Origin of the sequence: Pseudomonas sp. P867, assembly GCF_019891455.1 — a bacterium.
GTDB lineage: Bacteria > Pseudomonadota > Gammaproteobacteria > Pseudomonadales > Pseudomonadaceae > Aquipseudomonas > Aquipseudomonas synxantha_A.
In genome coordinates, this window is sequence record NZ_JAFLXB010000004.1 from 165620 (window position 1) to 189456 (window position 23837).

Annotated in this window: 21 protein-coding genes; 9 read left to right on the top strand and 12 right to left on the bottom strand. The window is 60.2% G+C overall.

The annotated features are described in order from the left end of the window. Positions 1 to 27 precede the first annotated feature (27 nt). The 8 genes from hisI to J1G33_RS09445 all read left to right on the top strand — a co-directional run bounded on the left by hisI (position 28) and on the right by J1G33_RS09445 (position 7083). Positions 28 to 420, top strand: a complete 393-nt coding sequence (gene hisI, locus J1G33_RS09410) for a phosphoribosyl-AMP cyclohydrolase (protein ID WP_005783996.1) — start codon at positions 28 to 30, stop codon at positions 418 to 420. A 2-nt stretch (positions 421 to 422) separates the two neighbouring features. Next, positions 423 to 755, top strand: a complete 333-nt coding sequence (locus J1G33_RS09415; protein WP_005783994.1) for a phosphoribosyl-ATP diphosphatase — start codon at positions 423 to 425, stop codon at positions 753 to 755. 26 nt (positions 756 to 781) lie between these two features. Beyond that, positions 782 to 1060: a twin-arginine translocase TatA/TatE family subunit gene (locus J1G33_RS09420; RefSeq protein ID WP_005783993.1), complete on the top strand. Its 279-nt coding sequence runs from the start codon at positions 782 to 784 to the stop codon at positions 1058 to 1060. Positions 1061 to 1070: 10 nt separating this feature from the next. Continuing rightward, positions 1071 to 1469 carry a Sec-independent protein translocase protein TatB gene (gene tatB, locus J1G33_RS09425; protein ID WP_032878326.1) on the top strand — a complete coding sequence of 133 codons (399 nt, stop codon included), beginning with the start codon at positions 1071 to 1073 and terminating at the stop codon, positions 1467 to 1469. Further along, entirely contained in the window at positions 1466 to 2257 is a 792-nt protein-coding gene (gene tatC, locus J1G33_RS09430; protein ID WP_005783990.1) for a twin-arginine translocase subunit TatC, read from the top strand. Before tatB ends, tatC begins: the two co-directional genes overlap by 4 nt. Next, positions 2254 to 2961, top strand: coding sequence for a 16S rRNA (uracil(1498)-N(3))-methyltransferase (locus J1G33_RS09435; RefSeq protein ID WP_223017978.1), 708 nt, complete (start codon positions 2254 to 2256; stop codon positions 2959 to 2961). The genes tatC and J1G33_RS09435 overlap by 4 nt, the downstream gene beginning before the upstream one ends. Before the next feature lie 119 nt (positions 2962 to 3080). After that, complete coding sequence (locus J1G33_RS09440) at positions 3081 to 4997, top strand: methyl-accepting chemotaxis protein (protein WP_005783986.1); 1917 nt, start codon at positions 3081 to 3083, stop codon at positions 4995 to 4997. A 178-nt stretch (positions 4998 to 5175) separates the two neighbouring features. Continuing rightward, complete coding sequence (locus J1G33_RS09445) at positions 5176 to 7083, top strand: methyl-accepting chemotaxis protein (protein ID WP_223017979.1); 1908 nt, start codon at positions 5176 to 5178, stop codon at positions 7081 to 7083. A gap of 4 nt (positions 7084 to 7087) precedes the next feature. On the opposite strand, the gene J1G33_RS09450 is transcribed toward J1G33_RS09445, so the two are convergent. The 8 genes from J1G33_RS09450 to pip form a co-directional block, all read right to left on the bottom strand. After that, complete coding sequence (locus J1G33_RS09450) at positions 7088 to 7822, bottom strand: amino acid ABC transporter ATP-binding protein (RefSeq protein WP_032878328.1); 735 nt, start codon at positions 7820 to 7822, stop codon at positions 7088 to 7090. Further along, positions 7815 to 8774 (bottom strand): amino acid ABC transporter permease, encoded by a 960-nt coding sequence (locus J1G33_RS09455; RefSeq protein WP_005783980.1) that lies wholly within the window; start codon positions 8772 to 8774, stop codon positions 7815 to 7817. Before J1G33_RS09455 ends, J1G33_RS09450 begins: the two co-directional genes overlap by 8 nt. A gap of 129 nt (positions 8775 to 8903) precedes the next feature. Further along, positions 8904 to 9701 (bottom strand): transporter substrate-binding domain-containing protein, encoded by a 798-nt coding sequence (locus tag J1G33_RS09460; RefSeq protein WP_005783978.1) that lies wholly within the window; start codon positions 9699 to 9701, stop codon positions 8904 to 8906. A 219-nt stretch (positions 9702 to 9920) separates the two neighbouring features. Beyond that, the gene (locus J1G33_RS09465; RefSeq protein WP_032878330.1) at positions 9921 to 10721 is read right to left on the bottom strand and encodes a transporter substrate-binding domain-containing protein; all 801 of its coding nucleotides are present in this window, start codon (positions 10719 to 10721) and stop codon (positions 9921 to 9923) included. A 187-nt stretch (positions 10722 to 10908) separates the two neighbouring features. Continuing rightward, positions 10909 to 13479, bottom strand: a complete 2571-nt coding sequence (gene mdoH / locus J1G33_RS09470; protein ID WP_005783974.1) for a glucans biosynthesis glucosyltransferase MdoH — start codon at positions 13477 to 13479, stop codon at positions 10909 to 10911. After that, on the bottom strand, positions 13472 to 15208 hold the full coding sequence (locus tag J1G33_RS09475; protein WP_032881138.1) for a glucan biosynthesis protein G: 1737 nt from the start codon (positions 15206 to 15208) through the stop codon (positions 13472 to 13474). Before J1G33_RS09475 ends, mdoH begins: the two co-directional genes overlap by 8 nt. 266 nt (positions 15209 to 15474) lie before the next feature. Then, entirely contained in the window at positions 15475 to 15912 is a 438-nt protein-coding gene (gene dtd, locus J1G33_RS09480) for a D-aminoacyl-tRNA deacylase (RefSeq protein ID WP_005783971.1), read from the bottom strand. Next, on the bottom strand, positions 15909 to 16880 hold the full coding sequence (pip, locus tag J1G33_RS09485) for a prolyl aminopeptidase (RefSeq protein WP_005783969.1): 972 nt from the start codon (positions 16878 to 16880) through the stop codon (positions 15909 to 15911). Before pip ends, dtd begins: the two co-directional genes overlap by 4 nt. 290 nt (positions 16881 to 17170) lie before the next feature. On the opposite strand from pip, the gene J1G33_RS09490 reads away from it, so the two are divergent. Further along, positions 17171 to 18556 carry a M10 family metallopeptidase C-terminal domain-containing protein gene (locus J1G33_RS09490; protein ID WP_223017980.1) on the top strand — a complete coding sequence of 462 codons (1386 nt, stop codon included), beginning with the start codon at positions 17171 to 17173 and terminating at the stop codon, positions 18554 to 18556. 140 nt (positions 18557 to 18696) lie between these two features. On the opposite strand, the gene hutG is transcribed toward J1G33_RS09490, so the two are convergent. From hutG to hutH, 4 genes are all read right to left on the bottom strand, one after another. Further along, the gene (gene hutG / locus J1G33_RS09495) at positions 18697 to 19497 is read right to left on the bottom strand and encodes an N-formylglutamate deformylase (protein ID WP_032878333.1); all 801 of its coding nucleotides are present in this window, start codon (positions 19495 to 19497) and stop codon (positions 18697 to 18699) included. A gap of 11 nt (positions 19498 to 19508) precedes the next feature. Then, a complete protein-coding gene (hutI, locus tag J1G33_RS09500) occupies positions 19509 to 20714 on the bottom strand; it encodes an imidazolonepropionase (RefSeq protein ID WP_223017981.1) in 1206 nt (401 codons plus the stop codon). A gap of 15 nt (positions 20715 to 20729) precedes the next feature. Next, complete coding sequence (locus J1G33_RS09505; protein WP_223017982.1) at positions 20730 to 22139, bottom strand: amino acid permease; 1410 nt, start codon at positions 22137 to 22139, stop codon at positions 20730 to 20732. A 158-nt stretch (positions 22140 to 22297) separates the two neighbouring features. Beyond that, entirely contained in the window at positions 22298 to 23830 is a 1533-nt protein-coding gene (gene hutH / locus J1G33_RS09510; protein ID WP_223017983.1) for a histidine ammonia-lyase, read from the bottom strand. Between the last annotated feature and the right edge of the window lie 7 nt (positions 23831 to 23837).

Below are 23837 nucleotides of genomic sequence, written 5' to 3' on the forward strand. Positions count from 1 at the left end.
CACTGTCGCAAATTGCCGGAGCCGAACATGAAAAACTGGCTGGACGAGATCAAGTGGGACAGTGACGGCCTGGTGCCGGCCATTGCCCAGGACTACAAGACCGGGCGCGTATTGATGATGGCCTGGATGAACCGCGAGGCGCTGAGCCTCACCGCCACTGAGCAGCGCGCCATCTACTGGTCACGTTCGCGTGGCAGACTGTGGCGCAAGGGCGAAGAATCCGGACACGTGCAGGTTCTGCATGAAATGCGCCTGGACTGCGACGCTGACGTGGTGATCCTGATGGTCGATCAGATCGGCGACATCGCCTGCCATACCGGGCGCCACAGCTGTTTCTATCGCGTCTTCGAAGACGGCGAATGGAAGACAGTGGACCCAGTGCTTAAAGACCCGCACGCCATTTATTCGGCAGGACACTGAACATGAGCGATACCCTGAACCGTGTGGCCCAGGTGCTGGAAGACCGCAAAGGCGCGGATGCCGACAGCTCCTATGTCGCTAGCCTTTACCACAAGGGTCTGAACAAGATTCTGGAAAAACTCGGCGAAGAATCCGTCGAGACCATCATTGCGGCCAAGGACGCGCAAATCAGCGGTGATTACAGCGATGTAATCTATGAGACCGCCGACTTGTGGTTCCATAGCCTGGTCATGCTTGCCCAACTGGGGCAGCATCCACAGGCCGTGCTGGATGAACTGGACCGTCGCTTCGGCTTGTCCGGGCACGTCGAAAAGGCCTCGCGCCCGTCCGCCTGATTAACCAAGACTTGAGGATTTGCAGCATGGGCATTTTTGACTGGAAACACTGGATCGTCATTCTGGTGGTGGTTGTTCTGGTGTTCGGCACCAAAAAACTGAAAAACCTCGGCACCGACGTCGGCGAGTCGATCAAGGGCTTTCGTAAAGCCATGAACGACGACGAGAAACCCGCCGAGCCAAGCGCAAACCCGGTGCCACCGGCACAGCCTGTGCACCCGCAGGCCGCTCAGCCGATCACCGAGCGTCGTACCTTCGACGTGCAGGCTGAAAAAGTCCAAGAGCCGACCCGCAAAGACTCGTGAGCACTGACTAATGTTTGGTATCAGCTTCTCTGAACTGCTGCTCGTCGGCCTGGTAGCCCTGCTGGTACTGGGGCCGGAACGCCTGCCCGGTGCCGCACGCACCGCCGGCCTGTGGATCGGGCGCCTGAAACGCAGTTTCAACGCGATCAAACAGGAAGTTGAACGTGAAATCGGTGCCGACGAGATCCGCCGGCAATTGCACAACGAACATATCCTGTCGTTGGAGCAGGAGGCGCGCAAGATTCTTTCCCCGGTGCAGGAGCCGGCCAAGCCGGTCACTCCGGTGGCCGAGCAGAGCATCGCGCCGGTGTCCCCTGCCGAAGCCGTTCCCGCCCCGATAACGCCTGCGCCGACGCCCGTCGCGTCGCCCGCGCCCAATGACCCTACACTGCCGCCGCGAGCCCCATGAGCGCTGATAAACCGGAAAACGACCAGCACATGCCGCTGGTCTCGCACCTCACCGAGTTGCGTACCCGCCTGCTGCGTTGCGTAGCGGCCATCTTCATCATCTTTGCAGGGCTGTTTGCGTTCACCCAGCAGATCTACACCTTCGTTTCCACACCGTTGCGCCAGTACCTGCCTGTCGGTGCGACGATGATTGCCACCGACGTGTCGTCGCCGTTCCTGACGCCATTGAAGCTGACCATGATGGTTTCGCTGTTCCTGGCGATCCCGGTGATCCTGCATCAGATCTGGGGCTTTATTGCGCCGGGCCTGTACAAGCACGAGAAGCGCATCGCAGTGCCGTTGCTGGTGTCGAGCATCCTGCTGTTCTATACCGGCATGGCCTTCGCCTACTTCCTGGTGTTCCCGCTGATCTTCAAGTTCTTCGCCGCCGCCACCCCGGCCGGCGTGGAGATGATGACCGATATCACCAGCTACCTCGACTTCGTGATGACGCTGTTCTTCGCCTTTGGCGTGGCCTTCGAAATCCCGGTGGCGGTGGTGTTGCTGGTGTGGATCGGAGTGGTCGACGTCAAATATCTGAAGAAGATCCGCCCGTACGTGATCATCGGCTGCTTTGTGGTCGGCATGATCCTCACGCCGCCGGACATCTTCTCCCAGACCTTGCTGGCCGTGCCGATGTGGATGCTGTTCGAAGTGGGCATCCTGTTCAGCGGCTTGATCAGCAAGCGCGGCGAACACCCGGACGACCAGCCTGCCGACGACGACCAGCCGCCAGCGACCCAGCCGTGAACCTGCTGCTGCTGGAAGACGCCGACTTCATCGCGGCCGACCGCGTGGTGCTGCGTGATCGGCGCCTGGTGCATATGCAGGAAGTCCACCGCGCCGCCGTAGGCGACAACCTGCGTGTGGGCCGCATTGGTGGGCTGATGGGCAATGCCCAACTGCTGCGCCTGGACGCAGGCGAAGCCGAGCTGCAAGTCAGCTTCGACCAACCGCCGCCGCCAAAGCTGCCCCTGACACTGCTGCTGGCCCTGCCCCGCCCGAAGATGCTGCGCCGGGTGCTGCAAACCGTGGCGGCCATGGGCGTGCCCAAGGTCGTGCTGGTCAACAGCTACCGCGTGGAAAAAAGCTTCTGGCAGACCCCATTCCTGGAACCTGAAGCGGTTCGCGAGCAACTGATCCTCGGTCTGGAACAGGCGCGGGACACGGTGCTGCCCGAGATCATTATCGAAAAACGCTTCAAGCCGTTTGTCGAAGATCGCCTGCCGGCCATGGTTGAAGGCACCCTGGGCCTGATCGGCCATCCCGGTGATTACCCTGCGTGCCCCCGGGGGCTGGATGAGCCGGTGACGCTGGCGATTGGCCCAGAAGGTGGTTGGATTCCCTATGAGGTGGACCTGCTGACCAAGGCCGGTCTACAGCCGGTGCAGCTAGGTGCGCGCATCCTGCGGGTTGAAACCGCCGTGACGGCCCTGCTCGCCCGACTGTTCTGATATCAAATCCAAAAACACTACAGCCCCCTCCCACATTGGATCTCTGGCGCTACAGAATCCTATGCCCATGCCGATAGCCTCTGAATAAGTCCAAGCCTTGTTCCAGGGGAGTTCGCAGCATGTATCGTTGGTTAGCCGAGAAACTGGGGAATGTAAGCGTCAACCGCAAGCTGAGCGTCGGCTTTGGCCTGGTGTTGATCCTGACGCTGTTGATCACCTTTACCGGCTGGACCGGCCTGGGCGACGTAATCAATCGCGGCGATAAGCTGGGTTTTATCTCCAGCCTCAATGGCCTGACCAAAGACCTGCGCCTGGCGCGCCTGGACTTTGATATGCGCCGCGGCGAACAAGGCACTGACGCGGTCACCGGCCTGATTACTCAGTTGGACAATGGCCTTGAAACCGCCGCGCAGTTAATCGAACAGCCCAATGACAAGGCCCTAGTCGAACAACAACAGGAAGCGTTGAGCCAATACAAAAAAGCCTTCGCGGCCATGGTCCAGGCGGGCCTCAAGCGTGAGGGCGCGCGCAGCAAGCTCGGCGACACCGCCGACAATGCCGTGGCCAAAACCAACGAGATTGAAAAAAGCCTCCTGCAAGGCGACAGCGTCACCCAGTTCAACAGCGTGGTTGACCTGAGCAAGCTGATCCAGCAAGCGCGCTTCCAGGTACGCGGCTACACCTACAGCGGCAAAGTCGAGGCCGAGCAACCGGCCCTTGATGCCATCGACAATGCCCTGAAAAAAATCACCGAACTGCAAAGCCAACTGCCAGCGCCCTACCAGGCCAACCTGCAAGAGGCTGGTGTCTCACTGCAAGCCTATCGCGCCGCCGTCAGCCAATATCGCGACTCCCAAGTGGCCAGTGCCGCCGCCCTTAAAATCATGAGCGCCCAGGGCGATATTCTGCTGGGCCATAGCGAGAAACTCACCACGTCGCAAACCGCAGTGCGCGACCACGATGTGGCCCAGGCCAAGTATCTGTTGCTGCTCGCCACCGTACTGGCGATGGTCTTCGGCCTGTTCGCAGCCTGGGCCATCACCCGCCAGATCGTCATCCCGCTAAACCAGACCCTCAAGGTCGCCGAGCGCGTGGCCTCCGGCGACCTGAGCCACAACCTGGACTCTGGCCGCCAGGACGAACTGGGCCAGTTGCAACGCGCCATGCAGAGCATGACCGTGGGCCTGCGCGCGTTGATCGGTGGTATCAGCGACGGCGTCACCCAGATCGCCAGCGCGGCCGAGCAGTTGTCGGCCGTGACTGAACAGACCAGCGCGGGGGTCAACAGCCAAAAGGTCGAGACCGATCAGGTCGCCACCGCCATGAACGAAATGGCCGCCACCGTGCAGGAAGTTGCACGCAATGCCGAGCAAGCCTCGGAAGCTGCTGTAGCCGCAGACCAACAGGCCCGTGAAGGTGACAAGGTGGTCGGCGAAGCCATCGCCCAGATCGAACGCCTGGCGACCGAAGTCGGCAACTCCACCCTCGCCATGGGCGATCTGAAGCGCGAAAGCGACAAGATCGGCAGCGTGCTTGACGTGATCAAATCCGTCGCCCAGCAAACCAACCTGCTGGCGCTGAATGCGGCCATTGAAGCGGCGCGTGCCGGGGAGGCCGGGCGTGGCTTCGCGGTGGTGGCCGATGAAGTGCGCAGCCTGGCCCAGCGCACACAGAAGTCCACCGAAGAGATTGAAGAGCTGATCGTCGGCCTGCAAAACGGTACCCAGCAGGTGGCCTCCATCATGGACAACAGCCGCGGGCTGACCGACAGCAGCGTTGAACTGACGCGTCGCGCCGGCAGCGCATTGGCGAATATCACCCGCACGGTTTCAACCATCCAGGCGATGAACTCACAAATCGCCACCGCCGCCGAGCAACAGAGCGCCGTAGCCGAAGAGATCAACCGCAGCGTGTTGAATGTGCGTGACGTATCCGAACAGACGTCCTCGGCCAGCGAAGAAACCGCTGCGTCGAGTGCAGAACTGGCGCGCCTGGGCATTCATCTGCAAGCATTGGTCGGCCGCTTCAGGGTCTGACACGCTCACACCAGGGAGTGGCCCGTGCGGGGTCCTCCCTGCAACTTGTGAAATTTCCTACACGTCTTTCAGGTCAATTCTTACGCGCCCCGTGCCGAAAAGATTTAGCGTTCCCACTCCTCCTGACCTGCGTCAGTCGGACTGCGAGACGCTTTCTCTTTGCTGATGGAGGTGCATCATGTTTCGACCACTGACCCGCGTATTGGGCAATACCAGCGTCACCCTCAAGCTTATCCTTGGCTTCGGCCTGGTGCTGGCACTGTGCATTGCTGTCGCCCTGACGGGATGGCAGGCACTGAACGACTCGCTCTTCCGTGCACAAACCTTGACCACTCTTTCTCGATTGGCCGTGACCGGTGAAGAACTACGCGCCGAACGGATTTTGTACCGCACCCTCAATGAACCGACGAACTTCGACAAGATCGGCCGGCACATGGAAAAAATCGACGGTTACCTGGTCGAGTTGGCGGATCGCCTGAAAATCCAGGCACATCTGCAGCAAGTCCAAGACTCCAGTCGCCTCAGCGCGCGCTTCAAGACCGCACTGGGCGGGCTACCCACCTTGATGCAACAACGTGAGCAAGCGCAGAAGGGGCTCACCAGCAGTTCTGTGGCGGCCAGCGACACCCTTGGACAATTTTCCAGTGACTTGCCCGACCAGAACGATGAGAAAGCCTTGGATAGCGTGGAAAACCTGCGCCTGGCCTTGGAAAAAGCCGAAGACCGCGCCAAGGCACCGGCATGGGCCGCAGACACACTGCAGATTTACACCCAAGGCGTGGACGACGCGCTCAAGGCCCTCGACGGTGCTCAGTCTGCCGTGACGGCTTTACCGGTCGACAGCACCGCTCTGAACAGCGCCCTGCTCGACTATCGCGCCCAACTCAACCGCGTCAAGGACGCGCAGGTCACTGTTGAAAACACCCAGAATCAACTGGAGCAGTGGCTGGACCAGTTACTCTCGCAAAGCGACCGCCTGAGCGAGGAACAGACCCTGCAACGCGACAAAGAAGCAGACTTGGCTCGCCTGATGTTGCTCTACGTGACAGGCGCAGCGATGCTGCTCGGGGCCCTCGCTGCCTGGCTGATCGCCGGCCAGATCGTGCGGCCGTTGCGCCAGGCGCTGCTGACAGCCAACCGCATCGCCGAGGGCGACCTGAGCCACGATATCACTACCTCGCGGCGCGACGAACTGGGCCAATTGCAACGCAGCATCGGCCAGATGACGCTCAACCTGCGCGCCCTGATCGGCGGTATCAACGACAGCGCCCGCCAGATCGCAAGCGCCGCCGAGCAACTGTCCGCCGTCACCGAGCAAACCCGCGCCGGGGTCAATGGCCAGAAACTGGAAACCGAGCAAGTCGCCACCGCCATGAACGAAATGCTCGCTACCTCCCAAGAGGTCGCTCGTCATGCAGAGCAAGCCTCGATTGCCGCCACTGAGGCTGATCAACAAGCAGGTGTGGGCGACCAGGTGGTGGCCGAAGCAATTACCCATATCGAACATCTGGCCGAGCAGATGAACCGCTCGAGCCTGGCGATGCAAGGTTTGCAACAGGAAAGCCAGAAGATCGGCAGCGTGCTGGAGGTGATCAAATCGGTGTCCGAGCAAACCAACCTGCTGGCCCTTAACGCCGCTATCGAAGCGGCACGCGCGGGTGAAGCCGGTCGCGGTTTCGCTGTAGTGGCCGACGAAGTACGCACCCTGGCCCAGCGCACCCAGCAATCAGCCGAGGAAATCGAGATGTTGATCGAGGGTTTGCAGCGTGGCACGCAACACACCGCCGATATCCTGGACAACAGTCTCAGCCTGACCGACAACAGCGTGGAGCTGACGCGCCGCGCAGGCGCAGCCCTTGCCAACATCACCCGTACGGTATCGGTGATTCAGGAGATGAACCCACAGATTGCCGCAGCAGCCGAGGAGCAAAGCGCGGTGGCCGAAGAGATCAACCGCAGCGTACTGAAGGTCAAGGATGCGTCGGAACAAACCTCGACCGCCAGTGAGCAGACGGCGGCGGCCAGCATCGAGCTGGCGCGCCTGGGCACAGACCTGGCGCGCTCGGTAGGCCGGTTCAAGGTCTGAGCAGTTACAACACCTGGCGCAGGAAGGCTTGAGCCCGCGGGTCCTGGGGGGCTGCAAAGAAGGCTGCGGGCGCGGCATCTTCGAGCAGTTTGCCATGGTCGAAGAACAGCACCCGGTCCGCCACTTCGCGAGCAAAGCCCATCTCGTGGGTCACGCAGACCATGGTCATGCCTTCCAGGGCCAGGGTCTTCATGACGTCGAGGACTTCGCCAACCATTTCCGGGTCGAGCGCCGAGGTGGGCTCGTCAAACAGCATCACCTTGGGCTCCATGGCCAGCGCTCGGGCAATCGCGACCCGCTGCTGTTGGCCGCCAGACAGGCGCGATGGAAACTCATGGGCCTTCTGCGCGATACCCACCTTTTCCAACAGAGCCAGGGCCTTGGCCTCGCGCTCTTGCTTGCCGCGCTTGCGCACGACCTTTTGCGCCAGGCACAGGTTTTCCAGCACGGTCATGTGGGGGAACAGGTTGAAATGCTGAAACACCATGCCGACTTCACGGCGATAGGCGTTCACATCGGTTTTAGGATCGGCCAATTGCAGGCCATCAATGCTCACCGAGCCCGAGTCGAACTCCTCCAACCCATTGAGGCAGCGCAGGAAGGTGGACTTGCCGGAACCGGACGGGCCAATGACCACCAGCACTTCGCCCTTGGCCACCTGGGTGGTGACGTGATCAACCGCGCGTACCACATGCCCACGGGTGTCGAAGACTTTTACCAGATCGCGCACTTCAATCACTTTGGGCGAGCCTCCGCTCAAGCCGGCTGGCCATTTTCGACAGCGGCAGGTTGATCAGCAGGTACAGGCCTGCCACACAGAACAGGATCTCGAATGGCGAAAACGAGGTGGTGATCACTTCGCGGCCACTCTTGAGCAATTCGGTAATCGCGATCACCGACACCAGGGACGTGTCCTTGACCAGGCTGATAAATTGCCCGGCCAGGGGTGGCAGCACGCGCTTGAAGGCTTGCGGTAACACCACATGGCGCATCGACTGGCTGGCGCTCAAGCCCAAGGAACGCGCCGCTTCATCCTGGCCACGAGTGATGGACTGCACGCCGGCGCGGACGATTTCGGCCACGTAGGCGCCGGTGAACAACGACAGCGCGGCGATCCCGGCAAACTCCCGGGAGAGGTTGAGCACCGTGCCGATGAAGAAATAGAAAATGAAAATCTGCACCAGCAGCGGCGTACCGCGCACCAGTTCGACGTAGATCGTCGACAAATCCCGCAGGGTCGGGTTTTTGGAGAGCCGGCACAAACCGGTCGCCAAACCTATCGCCAAGCCCAGGATGCCGGACACCACCGACAGCCACAGCGTGGTCCACAAGCCCCACATCAGCGGCCCCAACGCCCACTGGCGGGTCACGCCGACCACATCGCCCTCAGCCACATCATCACCGCGCGCCACTTGCAGGCTGTTGTCGGCAACCGTGAGCTTTTGCTCGGCCCCCGCGTCGTTGCGCAGGGTGACTTCGGCCACATCGCCTTTGCGCACCAACTCGACCACGGTGGAAATATCCGCGGCGCGCTGGGAGGTTTCGGCTTGATAGGCGAAGTATTGCGGCACGCGGTTCCAGCGCCACTCGTAGGACATCAACGAGGTGGCGTAGTACAAGGCGCCAGCCAGGCCGACCAGCACGACCACCGTCAGCAGGTGCCAGGGCCATTGGGCTTTTTTCTGTTTCATTTCACTTTCCGGATATGTGTTGCCTGATAGGCCGCCATCGAGGGCAAGCCCCCTCCCACATTTGATGTGTAAATACAGTCAAATGTGGGAGCTGGCTTGCCTGCGATGCAGGCAACTCGGTGTCAGGCCTTATTCCATGTCCTTGAGCCACTCGGAGCTCTTGAACCACTTGTCATGGATACGATCGTAGGTGCCGTCGTTACGGATCTGGTGCAGGAAGTTATTGATGAAGTTGATGCTGTCGTAATCGCCTTTCTTCAAACCGAACGCCAGGGGTTCAAAGGTGAAGGGTTCTTCCAGGAACACCAGCTTGCCGTTGCCGACTTTCTTCTCGGCTACTACGTTATACGGTGCGTCATAGACGAAGGCGTCAGCCTTGCCGTTGACCACATCCAGCACGCCTTCCTGCTCGTTGTCGTAGCCGTGGTACTTGGCCTTGGAAATCAGCTTTTTGGCGACCATCTCACCGGTGGTGCCGAGCTTGGAGGTCAGACGGTATTTCTCATCGTTCAGGTCTTTGTAGGACTTGATGGTGCCTTCCAGGTCCTTGCGGATCAGCAGGGTCTGGCCGACCACGATGAAGGGTTCGCTGAAGTTCAGGCGCAGGTTGCGCTCCTGGGTCAGGGTCATGCCGCTGCCGATCATGTCGAACTTGCCGGTCAGGAAGGCCGGGATGATGCCGTCATAACCGGTGGACACCAGCTCCAGCTTGACCCCCATGGACTTGGCCATGGCCTTGAGGATGTCGACTTCGAAGCCGATGATTTCACCGCGCTTGTCAGTCATTTCGAACGGCATGTAGGTCGGGTCCATGCCGACTTTCAACGTGCCGCGCTTGACCGCATCGTCGATGGCACCGGCCTGGGCCGCAGTGGCAGCGACCATCGCGGTGACGCCGAGCATCAGCATCGAAAGATACTTTTTCATCTTCAAGACCCCTGAACGATTCTTATAAGGTCGGCGCACAAAAGGGCTGCGCCATTTCGGGATGCGATCCTAACCCACTCGTTGTCCGTCACAAAGGTTTCAGCGGTAAATGTTATCGGCGTATGTCGTAAAAGTCCTACGGCGGCGCAGTCAAGCGCAGGGGTAGACGCGTCTACGCAGCCCCTCGACAATTGATTGATGTGTAAGTAGTTATGACCATCACTCAATCTCTGCCATCCAGGCCGTGTCCCTGAACCACTTGTCATGCAGGTGATCGTAGGAGCCATCCTGAGCGATCTGGTTGAGAAAGTGATTGATCCAGTTGAGGCTGTCGTAATCACCCTTTTTCAAACCAAACGCCAGGGGCTCAAAGGTGAAGGGTTGTTCCAGTGTCAACAAGGCGCTGTTCTGCGGCCGGCTCATCGCGATCAGGTTGTAGGGCGCATCATGGATAAACGCATCGAACTTGCCTTCCACGACCTGCCGCACACCGTCTTCCGGGGTCGTCACCGTGCTCAGTTGAGCAGCCCCCAGAAAACGCTGGGCTGCTGCCTCTCCGGTCGTGCCCTGGATAGTCACCACCCGGTAGCTGGCGTCGTCCAGCTCTTCGATGCTGGAAACGATGCCGGCCAGGCGGGGGTGCAGCAGCACGGTCTGACCCACCACAATGAAAGAGTCGCTGAAGTTGAGCTTCAGGTTGCGCTCTTGGGTGACGGTCATGCCACTGCCAATCAGGTCGAATTTCTTCGCCATCAACCCCGGTACCAAATCCGTATAGGGCACCGCAATCAGCTCAAGTTCCACGCCCAGTGCACGGCTCATGGCGCGGAGCAAGTCAATTTCAAAACCGACGATGCGCCCCTGCTTATCGAGCATCTCGAAGGGCACGTAATTGGGCGTGGTCCCCACCTTCAACACGCCGCGACGAACAGCATCGTCCAGGGCGCCCGCACTCAGCAGACCCGCGTAAGCCCATAGGAAAACGCTAACCAGCAATACCGAACAATACCTTTTGATCATGAATGCCCCCGTGGCGAGTCAAATTTTGGGGGGCGATGCTAACCCAGCGACAGGCACGACAATACGCCTCGATCAAAGGTCTTTTGTTTCGAAATAACAAGGAGTTAGGGATAAAAGGAAGCGACTGTAAACGCTGTAGGACCAGCGTCTGCAGCGCCCCCGAGGCGAGCCCTCGGGGGCGTCTGAATCAGGCCGGTTGGGCCTGCGGCGACTGCGGTTGCAGAGGCAGCAATGGCGCGTGCGGATCTGCCTTGATCGAAGCACGCCAGGCACCGAGCCACTCGGCATGACCTTCGTTCCAGACCTGCTCATGCAGGCGAGCCAGGGCTACCGGGTCGCTGAGCAGGGCCAGGCGTTCGCTGTTGTTGAGGCCGGCAGGGCCGACTTTCAACGCATGGCGAACGCGCTCCATGCGCAGGTACTCGATCGGCTCGGCCTCACGGTGACGCGAGGTCGCCAAGGCACAGGCCAGGGCGTTCTGCTGCGGGTCGACCACCGAACGCACGAAACCGTCATTGAGGGCGTGCCAACGGTTTTCGTGGGTGTACTTCTCGGTCGACAGCAGCGCTTGCGGCGGATTGTATTCCTCGGGGATCAGGAACAGGCTCTCGTCACGGGACTTGAGGCCCAGCTTGACCCGGCTGGAAATCACCGACACCGGAATCGACAGCATCAGCGAGCCGACAATCGGCACCAGCCACCACAGGAAACTTGGGTTCAACCACACCACCAACAGTGCCCACAGGAAGCCGAGGATAGTTTGCGGGCCGTGACGCTTGACCGCTTCACTCCAAGGCGTGGAGTCGTCGTCACGCTGCGGCGAGTTCCAGGTGGCAGCCCAACCGAGGAAAGCGGCGAGGACGAAACGGGTGTGGAAAATCATCCGCACCGGCGCCAGCAGCATGGAGAACAGCATCTCCAGCAGCATCGACAAGGTCACCTTGAACTTGCCGCCGAACTCCTTGGCACCCTTGGCCCAGATCAGGATGATGCTGAGCAGCTTGGGCAGGAACAACAGCACGATGGTGGTGGAGAACAGCGCCACCGCCTTGTCCGGGTGCCATTGTGGCCATAGTGGGTACAACTGGCGCGGCGCCATGAAGTACTGCGGCTCCATCAGGGTGTTCACCGCCAGCAACGCCGTGGACAACACCAGGAAGAAGAACCACAACGGCGCCGACAGGTAGGACATCACGCCGGTCAGGAACACCGCACGGTGCACCGGGTGCATGCCTTTAACCAGGAACAGGCGGAAGTTCATCAGGTTACCGTGGCACCAGCGACGGTCACGCTTGAGTTCGTCCAGCAGGTTCGGCGGCAGTTCTTCGTAACTGCCCGGCAAGTCGTAGGCAATCCACACGCCCCAGCCGGCACGGCGCATCAGCGCGGCTTCAACGAAGTCGTGGGAAAGGATTGCACCGGCGAATGCGCCCTTACCTGGCAACGGCGCCAGGGCGCAGTGCTCGATAAACGGCTTCATGCGGATAATGGCGTTGTGACCCCAGTAGTGGGATTCACCCAACTGCCAGAAGTGCAGGCCGGCGGTAAACAATGGGCCGTATACGCGGGTAGCGAACTGCTGCATACGCGCATACAGGGTGTCCATGCCCGACGCCCGCGGCGCGGTCTGGATAATCCCCGCATCCGGCGTGGCTTCCATCAGGCGTACCAGGCTGGTCAGGCATTCGCCGCTCATCACGGAGTCAGCGTCGAGAACGACCATGTATTTGTAGTCGCCACCCCAGCGACGGCAGAAGTCGTCGAGGTTGCCGCTCTTGCGCTTTACACGACGGCGGCGGCGGCGATAGAAGATCTTGCCAAAGCCGCCAGCTTCGCGGCACACGTCGAGCCAGGCTTGCTGTTCGGCGATGCAGATGTCGGCGTCGTTACTGTCGCTGAGCACAAAGAAATCGAAGCGATCCAGGTCACCGGTGGCGGCTACCGATTCGAACGTGGCACGCAAACCTGCGAATACCCGCGGCACGTCTTCGTTGCAGATCGGCATTACCAGTGCGGTGCGCGCATCCTTCGGAATTGGCTCGTTACCGGCACTTTTACCGGAGATGCGGTATTTATCGTGACCGGTCAGCAGCTCCAGGAAGCCCATGAGTGCGGTCCAGAAACCGGCCGAGACCCAGCAGAACAGAATCCCGAACATGATCAGGATGCTGGTTTGCAGCGCGTAAGGCATTACCTGAGTGGCGGTTTGCAGCAGGGTCTGGTTGCGGATTTCATCGAAGTCGACCAGCGACCAGCCCTGGTACGGCATGATGCCTTTCATGTACCAGCCGGCGACAATGGTCTGGCCCAGCATCAACACCAGCAGGATATAGCGACGGATCGAGCCCACGGTACGCCAGCGGGCAGCGGGCAGTACGCGCTCATCCTTGGGTGGCTTGGGCGGATTGGTGCGACCCGTCATCCGGCGCCAGCCGCGCACCAGGATGTTGGTGCGCCAGGGCTCGGGCACCACTTTGGTCCGGCGGATCGGCGGCGTGGCTTTAAGACACACGCGACCGCTGGCGTCGAGCGCCAGCATCTCGGCGTCTTGCAGCTCTTCGGCGCTGTTGAGGGTCAAGCGACGGCCGACCGAAGCCTGGGCGGCCTCAGTCGGTGCGTCGAAAGTCGACGACGACAAGCGTTCGTGCAATTCGCTGAACGAGTTGCAGCCCGCCAGCTCGGCGCGCTGCTCAGCGGTCAACGGGAGGTGCGCCAGATACTCGCTCAGAGTCTCTGGCCGGACATTTGAATTACTCATCGGCAGGCAACTGATAGCTCCAGGTTTCGGTCAGGACTTGTTCGGTCTTGGCCGGCTCCGGTGTGGCTGGGGCAGCTTCTGGCTGCGGGTCTTGCTTGTCTTTTGCGTCTTTCTTGGCCTGTTTCTCGTGCTGCTTGGCCAGGACTTTGTCAGCCTTCAACACGTGATTGGAAACCGGCTCAGGCGCTGGTTGCACCACATCCTGCACCAGTGCCGCACGCATTTCGGTCGGTTTGCCTGCGTCCTTGATCTTCATACGCAGAGTCAAGCGCCAGCCTTTGGTGTGTTCGTTGTAGCGCACACTGTTTTCAACCAGTTCGGCGTTGTCGCCCACGCTCACCTGGCTGCGCACCGGGGCGTCCGGCAGCAGTTTCTTCAGGGCTGGGCCCTCGAAGTCCACCAGGTAGGCCACGCTGCCATCGGGCTGACGGATCAGGTTGGATTGCTTCACGTCACCGGTAGAACGCAGGGTCTGCTTGACCCAAGCGCTGTCCGGCGAATGGAATGCAGCGTCGTCCAGGGTCCAGTGCAGACGGTAGGCGATGTCCAGCGGCTTGCCGACTTCCGGCAGTTCGGCCGGACTCCAGAACGCCACGATGTTGTCGTTGGTTTCATCGGCTGTCGGGATCTCTACCAGGTCAACGGAGCCCTTGCCCCAATCGCCTTCAGGTTCGATCCAGGCGCTTGGGCGCTTGTCGTAGTTGTCGTCCAGGTCTTCGTAGTGGCTGAAGTTGCGGCCACGTTGCAGCAGGCCGAAGCCACGCGGGTTCTCGACGCTGAAGTTGCTGACCGACAGGTGTTTAGGGTTGTTCAACGGGCGCCAGATCCACTCGCCATTGCCGGCGTGGATCGACAGGCCGCTGGAATCGTGGAGCTCGCGACGGTAGTTAAGCACCTTGGAAGGCTGGTTGGCGCCGAACAGGAACATCGAGGTCAACGGGGCAACCCCCAGCTTGCTGACCTTGTCGCGCAGGAACATCTGGGATTTCACATCGACCACGGTGTCAGTGCCGGGGCGCAGGATCAGGCGATAGGCACCGGTAGCGCGCGGCGAGTCCAGCAGGGCGAAGATCACCAGGTGCTTGTCGCCCGGCTTTGGACGCTCGATCCAGAACTCGGTAAACCGCGGGAACTCTTCACCGGACGGCAGCGCGGTATCGATCGCCATGCCACGGGCAGACAGGCCATACACCTGGTCCTTGCCGACGACGCGGAAATAGCTCGCGCCGAGCATGGTCATGATTTCGTCTTGCTTGTCGGCCTTGTTGATCGGGAAAAGCACACGGAAACCGGCATAGCCCAGCTGTTCGGTGGCTTTGGGATCAAATTTCACGTCACCGAAATCGAAGCGAGTCGGGTCGTACTTGATTTCATGCACGCTGTCGGCGGTGACTTCATTGATTTTCACCGGCGTATCGAAATGCATACCCTGGTGATAGAAGGACAGCTTGAACGGGGTGTTCTGATCGGCCCACTCGGCTTTTTCGTTGCGGAAACGAATCTTCTGGTAGTCAGCGAATTTCATTTCGCGGAATTCGTTCGGCAGATTGCTGCGCGGAGCTTCGTATTTCTGCCCGGCCAGCTCTTTTGCCTTGGCCGACACATCATCCAGACTGAATGCCCACAGTTGACCCGCGCCGAACAGGCAAAACAGGGCAGAGCCCGTTACCAGTGCGTTTCGTAACCGTTTGGCAGACAATTTTGGTGCATTACAGGGACTAACAATCACGAGCAACCCTCGCCGAAAACAGATCAAAAAACCAACGGCCAGCTATCTATATGCCAGGTTGGCGAGCAATGTTCCGACTCCCCCAAGGCAAAATGATTCCCCAAAGGCTATCGGACAAGGCTCTACCTAAGTCAAAAATGGACCAAACAACGCTGATCCCCGTAGCGCGCGATTATCTAGTAGCCCGCGAGACAACGCATCAGGGACAGCAAAGTATTTGTAGCGAAAACCTGCGTTTTTAGGCATTAAAGTCGTTTTTCATACATTCATGTCTGTAAGAGAAAGGTCACAGGGCCATCATTGACCAAATGCACCTGCATATCAGCGCCAAAACGCCCTGACGCCACCTTGCCATGCAATTGTTGCGCTTGTAACAACAAGTGCTCAAAAAGCGCCGCTCCCAAGGCCGGAGGGGCAGCGGTGGAGAAGCTTGGCCGCAGCCCGCTCTTCGTGTCCGCCGCCAGGGTGAACTGCGACACCAGCAGCAACCCGCCGCCGATATCCTTGAGCGAGAGGTTCATCTTGCCCTCGGCGTCACTGAACACCCGGTAGTTAAGCAGCTTGTGCAGCAGTTTGTCGGCGCTCTCGGGCGTATCTGTAGGTTCGACGGCGACCAGCACCAGCAAACCTTGGTCAATCGCCCCCACGACCTCACCGGCTACTTCAACGCGGGCGCCACGCACCCGCTGCAACAGGCCCTTCATGCTTCTTCAGGCGGCAGATCAAGCAGGCGCCGTGCCATCTCGCCGGTGGCGCGCACCAGCGCGTCGGTGATGCCCGGCTCAGACGCGGCATGGCCAGCCTCGCGAATCACCTGCAACTCACTGTTGGGCCAGGCCTGATGCAGCTCCCAGGCGTTATCCAGCGGGCAGATCATGTCGTAGCGACCATGGATGATGATGCCCGGCAGATGGGCGATCTTGTGCATATCGCGAATCAGCTGGTTGGGCTCCAGGAAGGAGTTGTTGGTGAAGTAATGGCACTCGATACGCGCAATGGACAGCGCGCGTTGCGGTTCGGAAAAACGCTCTACATGCTGCGGGCTCGGGCACAGGCCGAGCATGCGCCCTTCCCAACCCGACCAGGCTTTGGCCGCATGCATCTGGGCGATCTGGTCGTTGCCGGTGAGGCGCTTGTGGTAGGCGGCAATCATGTCGTGGCGTTCTTCCACCGGGATTGGCGCCAGGTAGTCCTGCCAGTAGTCCGGGAAAAGACGGCTCGCGCCCTCTTGGTAGAACCAGTGAATATCCTGCGGGCGGGCCAGGAAGATGCCGCGCACAATCAGGCCAAGCACACGCTCTGGATGGGTTTGTGCGTAGGCCAGGGCCAGGGTTGAACCCCAGGAGCCGCCGAACAGCACCCATTTGTCGATGCCCAGGTGCTCGCGGATGCGCTCAAGGTCGGCGACCAGATCCCAGGTGGTGTTGTTCTCAAGGTTGGCGCGGGGGGTGGAGCGCCCGCAGCCACGCTGGTCGAAGGTGACGATGTGGTAGAGGTTCGGATCGAAATAGCAGCGGCTCTGGGCGTCGCAACCGGCACCTGGCCCCCCGTGGATGAACACGACGGGCAAGCCCTCGGGAGAGCCACTTTCATCGACATACAGCGTGTGGGTGTCATCGACTGCCAGATCATGCCGGGCGTAGGGTTTGATCTGCGGGTACCAAGTCTGCATTGCGCGCTCCGTAGGGTGTCGGGTTCATCCCTGGGGGGACGTCTATTATTTTGCCGTCTCGCATCATAAACCCGAATTGTGCAATGAGCATGTCATTGAGCGCTTAGACCTGTGTCAGCCCTTCGCTGCTCAGGTAATGCAGCACGTTATCGTCGAGTTGCTGCAATTGCGTCACTGCCCTTTCCTACAAATCAGCGAGCAAGACATCTCACTACTGCGGAAAACTCTTAATTGCGACTGGATTCGACATCGCCAAGCTCAGAGCTCGCCAACTTTGAATAGAGAATCCCATGTCGATCAGCAGACTTCCCCCGCAAGGAAGTGCCACATATCAACAAGTTGAACAGTTCAAGCGTCGTGATGATCGTGGCGGGCACATCGAAATCAACGGCCTGAAGTCCAAGACCGCAGAGGAAGCCACTGCGCGACTGATAAGCCCGAATCCGATCTGGAAGGATAAGAACGGCGATGGCGTCATCACCATCACCTATTCATTTACCCCCGGCTCCGATAAACCTGAAGGGCAACATGACAGTTACCAAGGCGTGACTGATGTGTCCGAAGCAAACAAAGCCAAAACCCGCGAGGCACTCAAGCTCTGGGAAGATGTGACAAACGTGAAATTTGTAGAAGGGCCGAGAAATGAACAAAGCGAAGGTCATATCAACTTCGGCAACTTCAAAACCAGACTGAATGACAAAGGTCAGTACACCCCTTTCAACCCCCACGCCTTGCCGCCGACGAAAGACAGGCTAACGGCGCATGTCTGGACCACAGAAAAAGAAAGTGCAGGCCCGAGCGGTATGACGACTCTGATCCATGAAGTCGGCCACACGCTTGGCTTGAAGCATCCAGGAGGCAACTACGGAACAAAATATGAACAGCAAAAACTCGGTTATGTGGAAGATTCCCGTTCCCACACCATTATGAGCAAATACCAGCATGGCTCGGTTGCGAAGTCCCCCCTACAGGATGACATCACCGCCATACAGACCCGGTACGGTGTGAACCACAATACTCGCAAAGAGGACACCGTCTACGGCTTCAACTCCAACGCCAACCGAAACTTCCTCAAGCTCAAGTCCGACAAGGATGAGCTCAGAGGTACCCTTTGGGATAGCGGCGGCAACGACACACTGGATTTATCCGGCTATCAGAAAAACCAAAAGATCAACCTGACGCCTGGCACCTTCACCAATGCCAATGGCCGCGATCGAAACCTCTCTATTGCCCGGGGCGTCATCATCGAAAACGCGATTGGTGGCAAAGGCAATGACCTGATAATCGGTAACGACGCCGACAACATACTCAAGGGTGGTGATGGCGACGACATTATTGATGGTGGCAGAGGCGCGGATAAGCTGTGGGGCGGAAAAGGTGCCGACACCTATGTTTATGGTAGTTGGACTGAATCGAACAGCGTGGATGGAACCGACGAAATCATGGATTTTGAAAGCGGCAAGGACAAGGTCGATGTGTCGGGCATACGCAGTAAAATCGGAGACGCCCCGTTGCGATTTGTCGATGGCAAATCGGCGCAGATGCAAAAAGGCGACGCCTCCATATCCTACGACCCACACAAGAACATCAGCACACTGCGGGTCTTCGATGGCCAAGGTCAGCCACTGGAGGTGAAGGTGCACGGCGACCTGAAACAAAGCGATATTGTCCAGTGACGGTCAAACGCGCGTGCAACTCTTAGCAACACCGCCCGCCTCCTCAGCGCTGCTGTCGATTCCTGGCCGAGCCACCGATCACAGCGGTCATCCACAGGCCGGCAACGATCAGCAGGCGCGACTGGCTTGCGGTGGCGATTTCAGCCGTACTGCTTTTTCCCCCAGGCCAAACAACCTTGCAACAACTGCTTCAATACCTCCCGCGTCGGCTCAGCCAAATCCGCCCGATACTGAAACGGCTCAACCTCTTCCATATACGTGCATTGCCCCAACTCCAACTGCACCGCATGAATATCCTGCGCGGGGTTGCCGTAGTGACGGGTGATATGCCCGCCCTTGAAGCGCCCGTTCAACACATGGCTGTACTGCGGATGCCCGGCGCAGATGGCTTCCAGTTGGCTGGCCAACTCGGGATCACAGGCAGCGCCGTTGAAGGTGCCGAGGTTGAAGTCCGGCAGCTTGCCGTCGAACAGGTGCGGGATCACCGAGCGGATCGAGTGCGCATCGAACAGCAACGCGTAGCCGAATTCGGCCTTGAGCCGTGCCAGTTCCTCCTGCAGCGTGCGGTGATACGGGCCCCAAATCTTCTGCAAGTAACTGGCGCGCTCGGTCTCGTTCGGCTCCAGCCCCTCGCGGAACAAGGGCACACCATCGAACAGCGTCTCCGGGTACAGGCCAGTGGTAGCGCCGGCATAGAGCGGCTTGTTGTCGGAAGGCCGGTTCAAGTCGATGACAAACCGCGAGTACTCCGCCGCCAGGGTGCTGGCGCCCAGTTCTTCGGCAAAGTCATACAGCAGCGGAATATGCCAGTCGGTGTCCGGCAGGCTTTGCGCTTGGGGAATCAACCCGGCCTCGACCGCAGGCGTCAGGCGCACGCCGGCGTGGGGCATGCTGATCAGCAGCGGTACGCGGCCTTGTTTGAATGTCAGAACCTTATCCACAACACCACTCCTTACACAGTGACGTCGGCGCCGTGGCGCACAACGCGTTTATCCAGCTCGCCGCCCAGCCAGTAGGCCAGGTCAGCGGGGCGATCAATCTGCCAGGCGACAAAGTCAGCGACCTTGCCCGCTTCCAGGGAGCCATGGGTGTCGCCCATGCCCAACGCGGTGGCGGCGTGTTGCGTGGCACCGGCCAAGGCTTCTTCGGGAGTCATGCGGAACAGGGTGCAGGCCATGTTCAGCATCAGACGCACCGACAACGCAGGGGAAGTGCCGGGGTTGAGGTCGCTGGCGATGGCGATCTTCACGCCGTGCTTGCGCAGGGCCTCCATGGGCGGCAACTGGGTTTCGCGCAGGAAGTAAAAAGCGCCCGGCAGCAACACGGCGACCGTGCCGGCAGCGGCCATGGCGATGGCATCTTCTTCAGTCATGAACTCAAGATGGTCGGCCGACAACGCGTGATAGCGCGCCGCCAGGCTGGAACCGTGCAGCGATGAGAGTTGCTCGGCGTGCAGCTTTACCGGCAAGCCAAGCTGGTGGGCAACCTTGAACACGCGCTGGACCTGTTCGGGGGAAAACGCCAGGTATTCACAGAAGGCATCCACCGCATCCACCAGGCCCTCTGCGGCCAGCGCCGGCAGCATCTCATTGCAGATGTGCTCAATGTAGTCATCGGCGCGGTCCTTGTACTCCGGCGGCAGCGCGTGAGCGGCCAGGCACGTGGCGCGCACGCTGACCGGCAGCGCTTCACCCAGGCGCCGGGCCACGCGCAGCATCTTGCGCTCGTTGGGCAGATCCAGGCCGTAGCCGGACTTGATCTCCACGGTAGTCACGCCGTCACGCAAAAGGCTGCGCAGACGTTTTTCAGCGCTCAGGAACAATTGATCTTCCGTGGCTGCACGCGTGGCACGCACGGTACTGGCAATCCCGCCGCCCTTGGCCGCGATCTCGGCGTAGCTGACGCCTTCGAGGCGCTGCTCGAATTCGCCGCTGCGATTGCCACCAAACACGGTATGGGTGTGGCAGTCGATCAGCCCGGGGGTGACCCACGCGCCTTGCAGGTCATGCACCTGGGCGTAATCGGCCGTAGGTGCCTGGCTGCGCGGGCCGATCCACTCGATCAGCGAGCCCGCTGTCACCATGGCGGCATCCTCGATAATCGAGTATTTGCCTTGGGCCATGGTTGCGACGTGGCAGTGTTGCCAAAGGGTTTTCATCAACGCCTCCCTAAGTTATCGATGAGACAAAGCCTGTTCGTAATGGACCTTGGCCGCTTGCCCGGCAGCGGGCTTGACCCACAGCAGGTACGCGACGATCAGCAGCACGATCCACACAGCGCCGACCATCAAGGCCGCCTGGGTGTCCGGGAAGTAACCGAGCACACCAAACACAAACAGCATGAACACAATGGCCGCTGCCGGCGCATAGGGCCAGAACGGCACCGGGAATTTCAGTTCGGCGACCTGCTCCCTGGTCATCGAGCGACGCATGGCGACCTGGGTAAACAGGATCATCAGCCAGACCCACACGGTGGCAAAGGTGGCGATCGAAGCGATCAGCAGGAAGACGTTTTCCGGGATCAGGTAGTTGAGCACCACGCCGCCGAGCAACGCGGCGCCCATCACCACCACGGTCATCCACGGCACGCCTTGTTTGGACAACTGCGCAAAGCCCTTGGGCGCCTGACCTTGCTGGGCCAGGCCGTACATCATGCGACCGGCGCCGAAGATGTCGCTGTTGATGGCCGAGACCGCCGCCGAGATCACCACGATATTGAGAATGGTCGCCGCCGAGCCTATCCCCAGGTTACTGAAGATCTGCACGAACGGGCTGCCCTGGCTGCCAATTTGCTGCCACGGGTAGATCGCCATCAGCACGAACAGGGTCAGCACGTAGAACAACAGGATACGCAGCGGTACCGCGTTGATCGCCTTGGGGATCACTCGCTGCGGGTCCTTGGCTTCACCGGCAGTGATGCCGATGATTTCGATACCGCCGAACGCAAACATCACCACCGCAAACGAGGCGATCAAGCCACCAATGCCGTTGGGCATGAAGCCGCCGTGCGCCCACAGGTTGCTCAGGCCGCTAGCCTGCGTTTCACCCGCCGAGTGAATGCCGAACAGCATGATGCCGAAACCGCCGAGGATCATCGCCACGATGGCACCGACCTTGAGCAACGACAGCCAGAACTCCATTTCGCCAAAGACCTTGACGTTGCACAGGTTCAGGCCGCCGATCAAAAACACGATGCCCAGCACCCAGACCCAACGGGCCACCTCGGGAAACCAGAAGCCCATGTAGATACCGAACGCGGTGACGTCGGCCAGGCAGACGATGATCATTTCAAAGGCGTAGGTCCAGCCGAGGATAAACCCCGCCATGGGCCCCAGGTAAGTGCTGGCGTAGTGGCCGAACGAGCCGGACACCGGGTTGTGCACGGCCATTTCACCGAGGGCGCGCATCACCATGAACACGGCGGCGCCGCCGATGAGGTAAGCCAGCAGTACGGCGGGGCCGGCCATCTGGATAGCGGAGGCAGAACCATAGAACAGCCCGGTGCCGATCGCGGAACCGAGTGCCATGAAGCGAATATGTCGGGCGTTGAGCCCGCGTTTCAAACCTTTTTCTGGCTGGTGCATTTCTCTTCCCTATTATTCTTATCCCGAGAAAATCTGAATCTGGCGAAAATCAATGTGGGAGCTGGCTTGCCTGCGATGGCGGACTTCCAGCCAGCCCATCTGGCGCAGACACACCGCTATCGCAGGCAAGCCAGCTCCCACATTGGGTACCGGGGTGCTTAAAGGCTCGGCAGCAACTTGGCCGGTACCAGCTCATTCAGGCAGCGGGTGGCGAGCAGTTCGCTGGCGGCGTTGATGTCTGGGGCGAAGAAGCGATCCTTGTCATAGAACGTCACCTTATCGCGCAGGATGCCGCGGGCTTTTTCAAGTTTCGGCGAGGTCTTCAGGCCGTCGCGCAAATCCAGGCCCTGGCACGCTGCCAGCCATTCCACCGCGAGGATGCCACGGGTGTTCTCGGCCATTTCCCACAGACGCTTGCCCGCAGCCGGGGCCATGGACACGTGGTCTTCCTGGTTCGCCGAGGTCGGCAGGCTGTCGACGCTATGGGGATGGGCCAGCGCCTTGTTCTCGCTGGCGAGCGCAGCAGCCGTCACCTGGGCAATCATGAAGCCGGAGTTCACCCCGCCATTGCCCACCAAAAACGGTGGCAGTTGCGACATGTGCTTGTCCATCATCAACGAGATGCGTCGCTCGCTCAGGGAGCCGATTTCGGCAATCGCCAGGGCCATGTTATCGGCGGCCATGGCCACCGGTTCGGCGTGGAAGTTGCCACCGGAAATCACATCGCCTTCGGCGGCAAATACCAGTGGGTTATCCGACACCGCGTTGGCTTCCACCACCAGCACTTCGGCAGCCTGGCGGAACTGGGTCAGGCAGGCGCCCATGACCTGTGGCTGGCAACGCAGGGAGTAAGGGTCTTGCACTTTGTCGCAGTTCTGGTGCGACTGCGAGACCTGGCTGCTTTCGCCCAGCAGGTCACGATAGGCCGCAGCCGCATCGACCTGCCCACGCTGGCCACGCGCCGCATGAATACGCGCATCGAACGGCGAGCGCGAACCCAGTACAGCTTCTACGGTGAGGCCGCCGCAGGCAAGGGCGCCGGCGAACAGGTCTTCACCTTCGAACAGGCCGCGCAACGCATAAGCGGTGGACACCTGAGTGCCGTTGAGCAGCGCCAGGCCCTCTTTGGCAGCGAGGGTCAGCGGCGTGAGGCCAGCCACTTTCAGCGCTGCGGTCGCGTCCAGCCATTCGCCTTTGTAGCGCGCCTTGCCTTCGCCGAGCAGCACCAGGGACATATGCGCCAATGGCGCCAGGTCACCGGATGCACCGACCGAACCCTTGAGCGGAATGTGCGGGTACACCTGGGCGTTGATCAGCGCGATCAGCGCGTCGATCACCTGGCGGCGGATCCCGGAGAAACCACGGCTCAGGCTGTTGACCTTGAGCACCATGACCAGCCGCACCAGCGCATCGCTGATCGGCTCACCGACGCCGGCAGCATGAGACAGCACCAGTGAACGCTGGAGGTTTTCCAGGTCTTCACTGGCGATACGGGTCGAGGCCAACAGGCCAAAACCGGTGTTGATGCCATAGGCGGTGCGGTTCTCGGCGAGGATCTGCTCCACGCAGGCAACGCTGGCTTCGATCTGGGCCGAGGCGCTGTCATCCAGGCTGAGGGTTACCGGCTGCTGGTAGATGGCACGCAGTTGGGCGAGGCTCAGTTGGCCTGGAATCAGGTTTAGCGCAGTCACATTCGTT

Excerpts from the sequence above, each read along its gene's own strand:
- hisI (WP_005783996.1), top strand. The coding sequence starts at position 28 with ATGAAAAACTGGCTGGACGAGATCAAGTGGGACAGTGACGGCCTGGTG.
- J1G33_RS09415 (WP_005783994.1), top strand. The coding sequence starts at position 423 with ATGAGCGATACCCTGAACCGTGTGGCCCAGGTGCTGGAAGACCGCAAA.
- J1G33_RS09420 (WP_005783993.1), top strand. The coding sequence starts at position 782 with ATGGGCATTTTTGACTGGAAACACTGGATCGTCATTCTGGTGGTGGTT.
- tatB (WP_032878326.1), top strand. The coding sequence starts at position 1,071 with ATGTTTGGTATCAGCTTCTCTGAACTGCTGCTCGTCGGCCTGGTAGCC.
- tatC (WP_005783990.1), top strand. The coding sequence starts at position 1,466 with ATGAGCGCTGATAAACCGGAAAACGACCAGCACATGCCGCTGGTCTCG.
- J1G33_RS09440 (WP_005783986.1), top strand. The coding sequence starts at position 3,081 with ATGTATCGTTGGTTAGCCGAGAAACTGGGGAATGTAAGCGTCAACCGC.
- J1G33_RS09445 (WP_223017979.1), top strand. The coding sequence starts at position 5,176 with ATGTTTCGACCACTGACCCGCGTATTGGGCAATACCAGCGTCACCCTC.
- J1G33_RS09455 (WP_005783980.1), bottom strand. The coding sequence starts at position 8,774 with ATGAAACAGAAAAAAGCCCAATGGCCCTGGCACCTGCTGACGGTGGTC.
- J1G33_RS09460 (WP_005783978.1), bottom strand. The coding sequence starts at position 9,701 with ATGAAAAAGTATCTTTCGATGCTGATGCTCGGCGTCACCGCGATGGTC.
- J1G33_RS09465 (WP_032878330.1), bottom strand. The coding sequence starts at position 10,721 with ATGATCAAAAGGTATTGTTCGGTATTGCTGGTTAGCGTTTTCCTATGG.
- mdoH (WP_005783974.1), bottom strand. The coding sequence starts at position 13,479 with ATGAGTAATTCAAATGTCCGGCCAGAGACTCTGAGCGAGTATCTGGCG.
- dtd (WP_005783971.1), bottom strand. The coding sequence starts at position 15,912 with ATGAAGGGCCTGTTGCAGCGGGTGCGTGGCGCCCGCGTTGAAGTAGCC.
- pip (WP_005783969.1), bottom strand. The coding sequence starts at position 16,880 with ATGCAGACTTGGTACCCGCAGATCAAACCCTACGCCCGGCATGATCTG.
- J1G33_RS09490 (WP_223017980.1), top strand. The coding sequence starts at position 17,171 with ATGTCGATCAGCAGACTTCCCCCGCAAGGAAGTGCCACATATCAACAA.
- hutI (WP_223017981.1), bottom strand. The coding sequence starts at position 20,714 with ATGAAAACCCTTTGGCAACACTGCCACGTCGCAACCATGGCCCAAGGC.
- J1G33_RS09505 (WP_223017982.1), bottom strand. The coding sequence starts at position 22,139 with ATGCACCAGCCAGAAAAAGGTTTGAAACGCGGGCTCAACGCCCGACAT.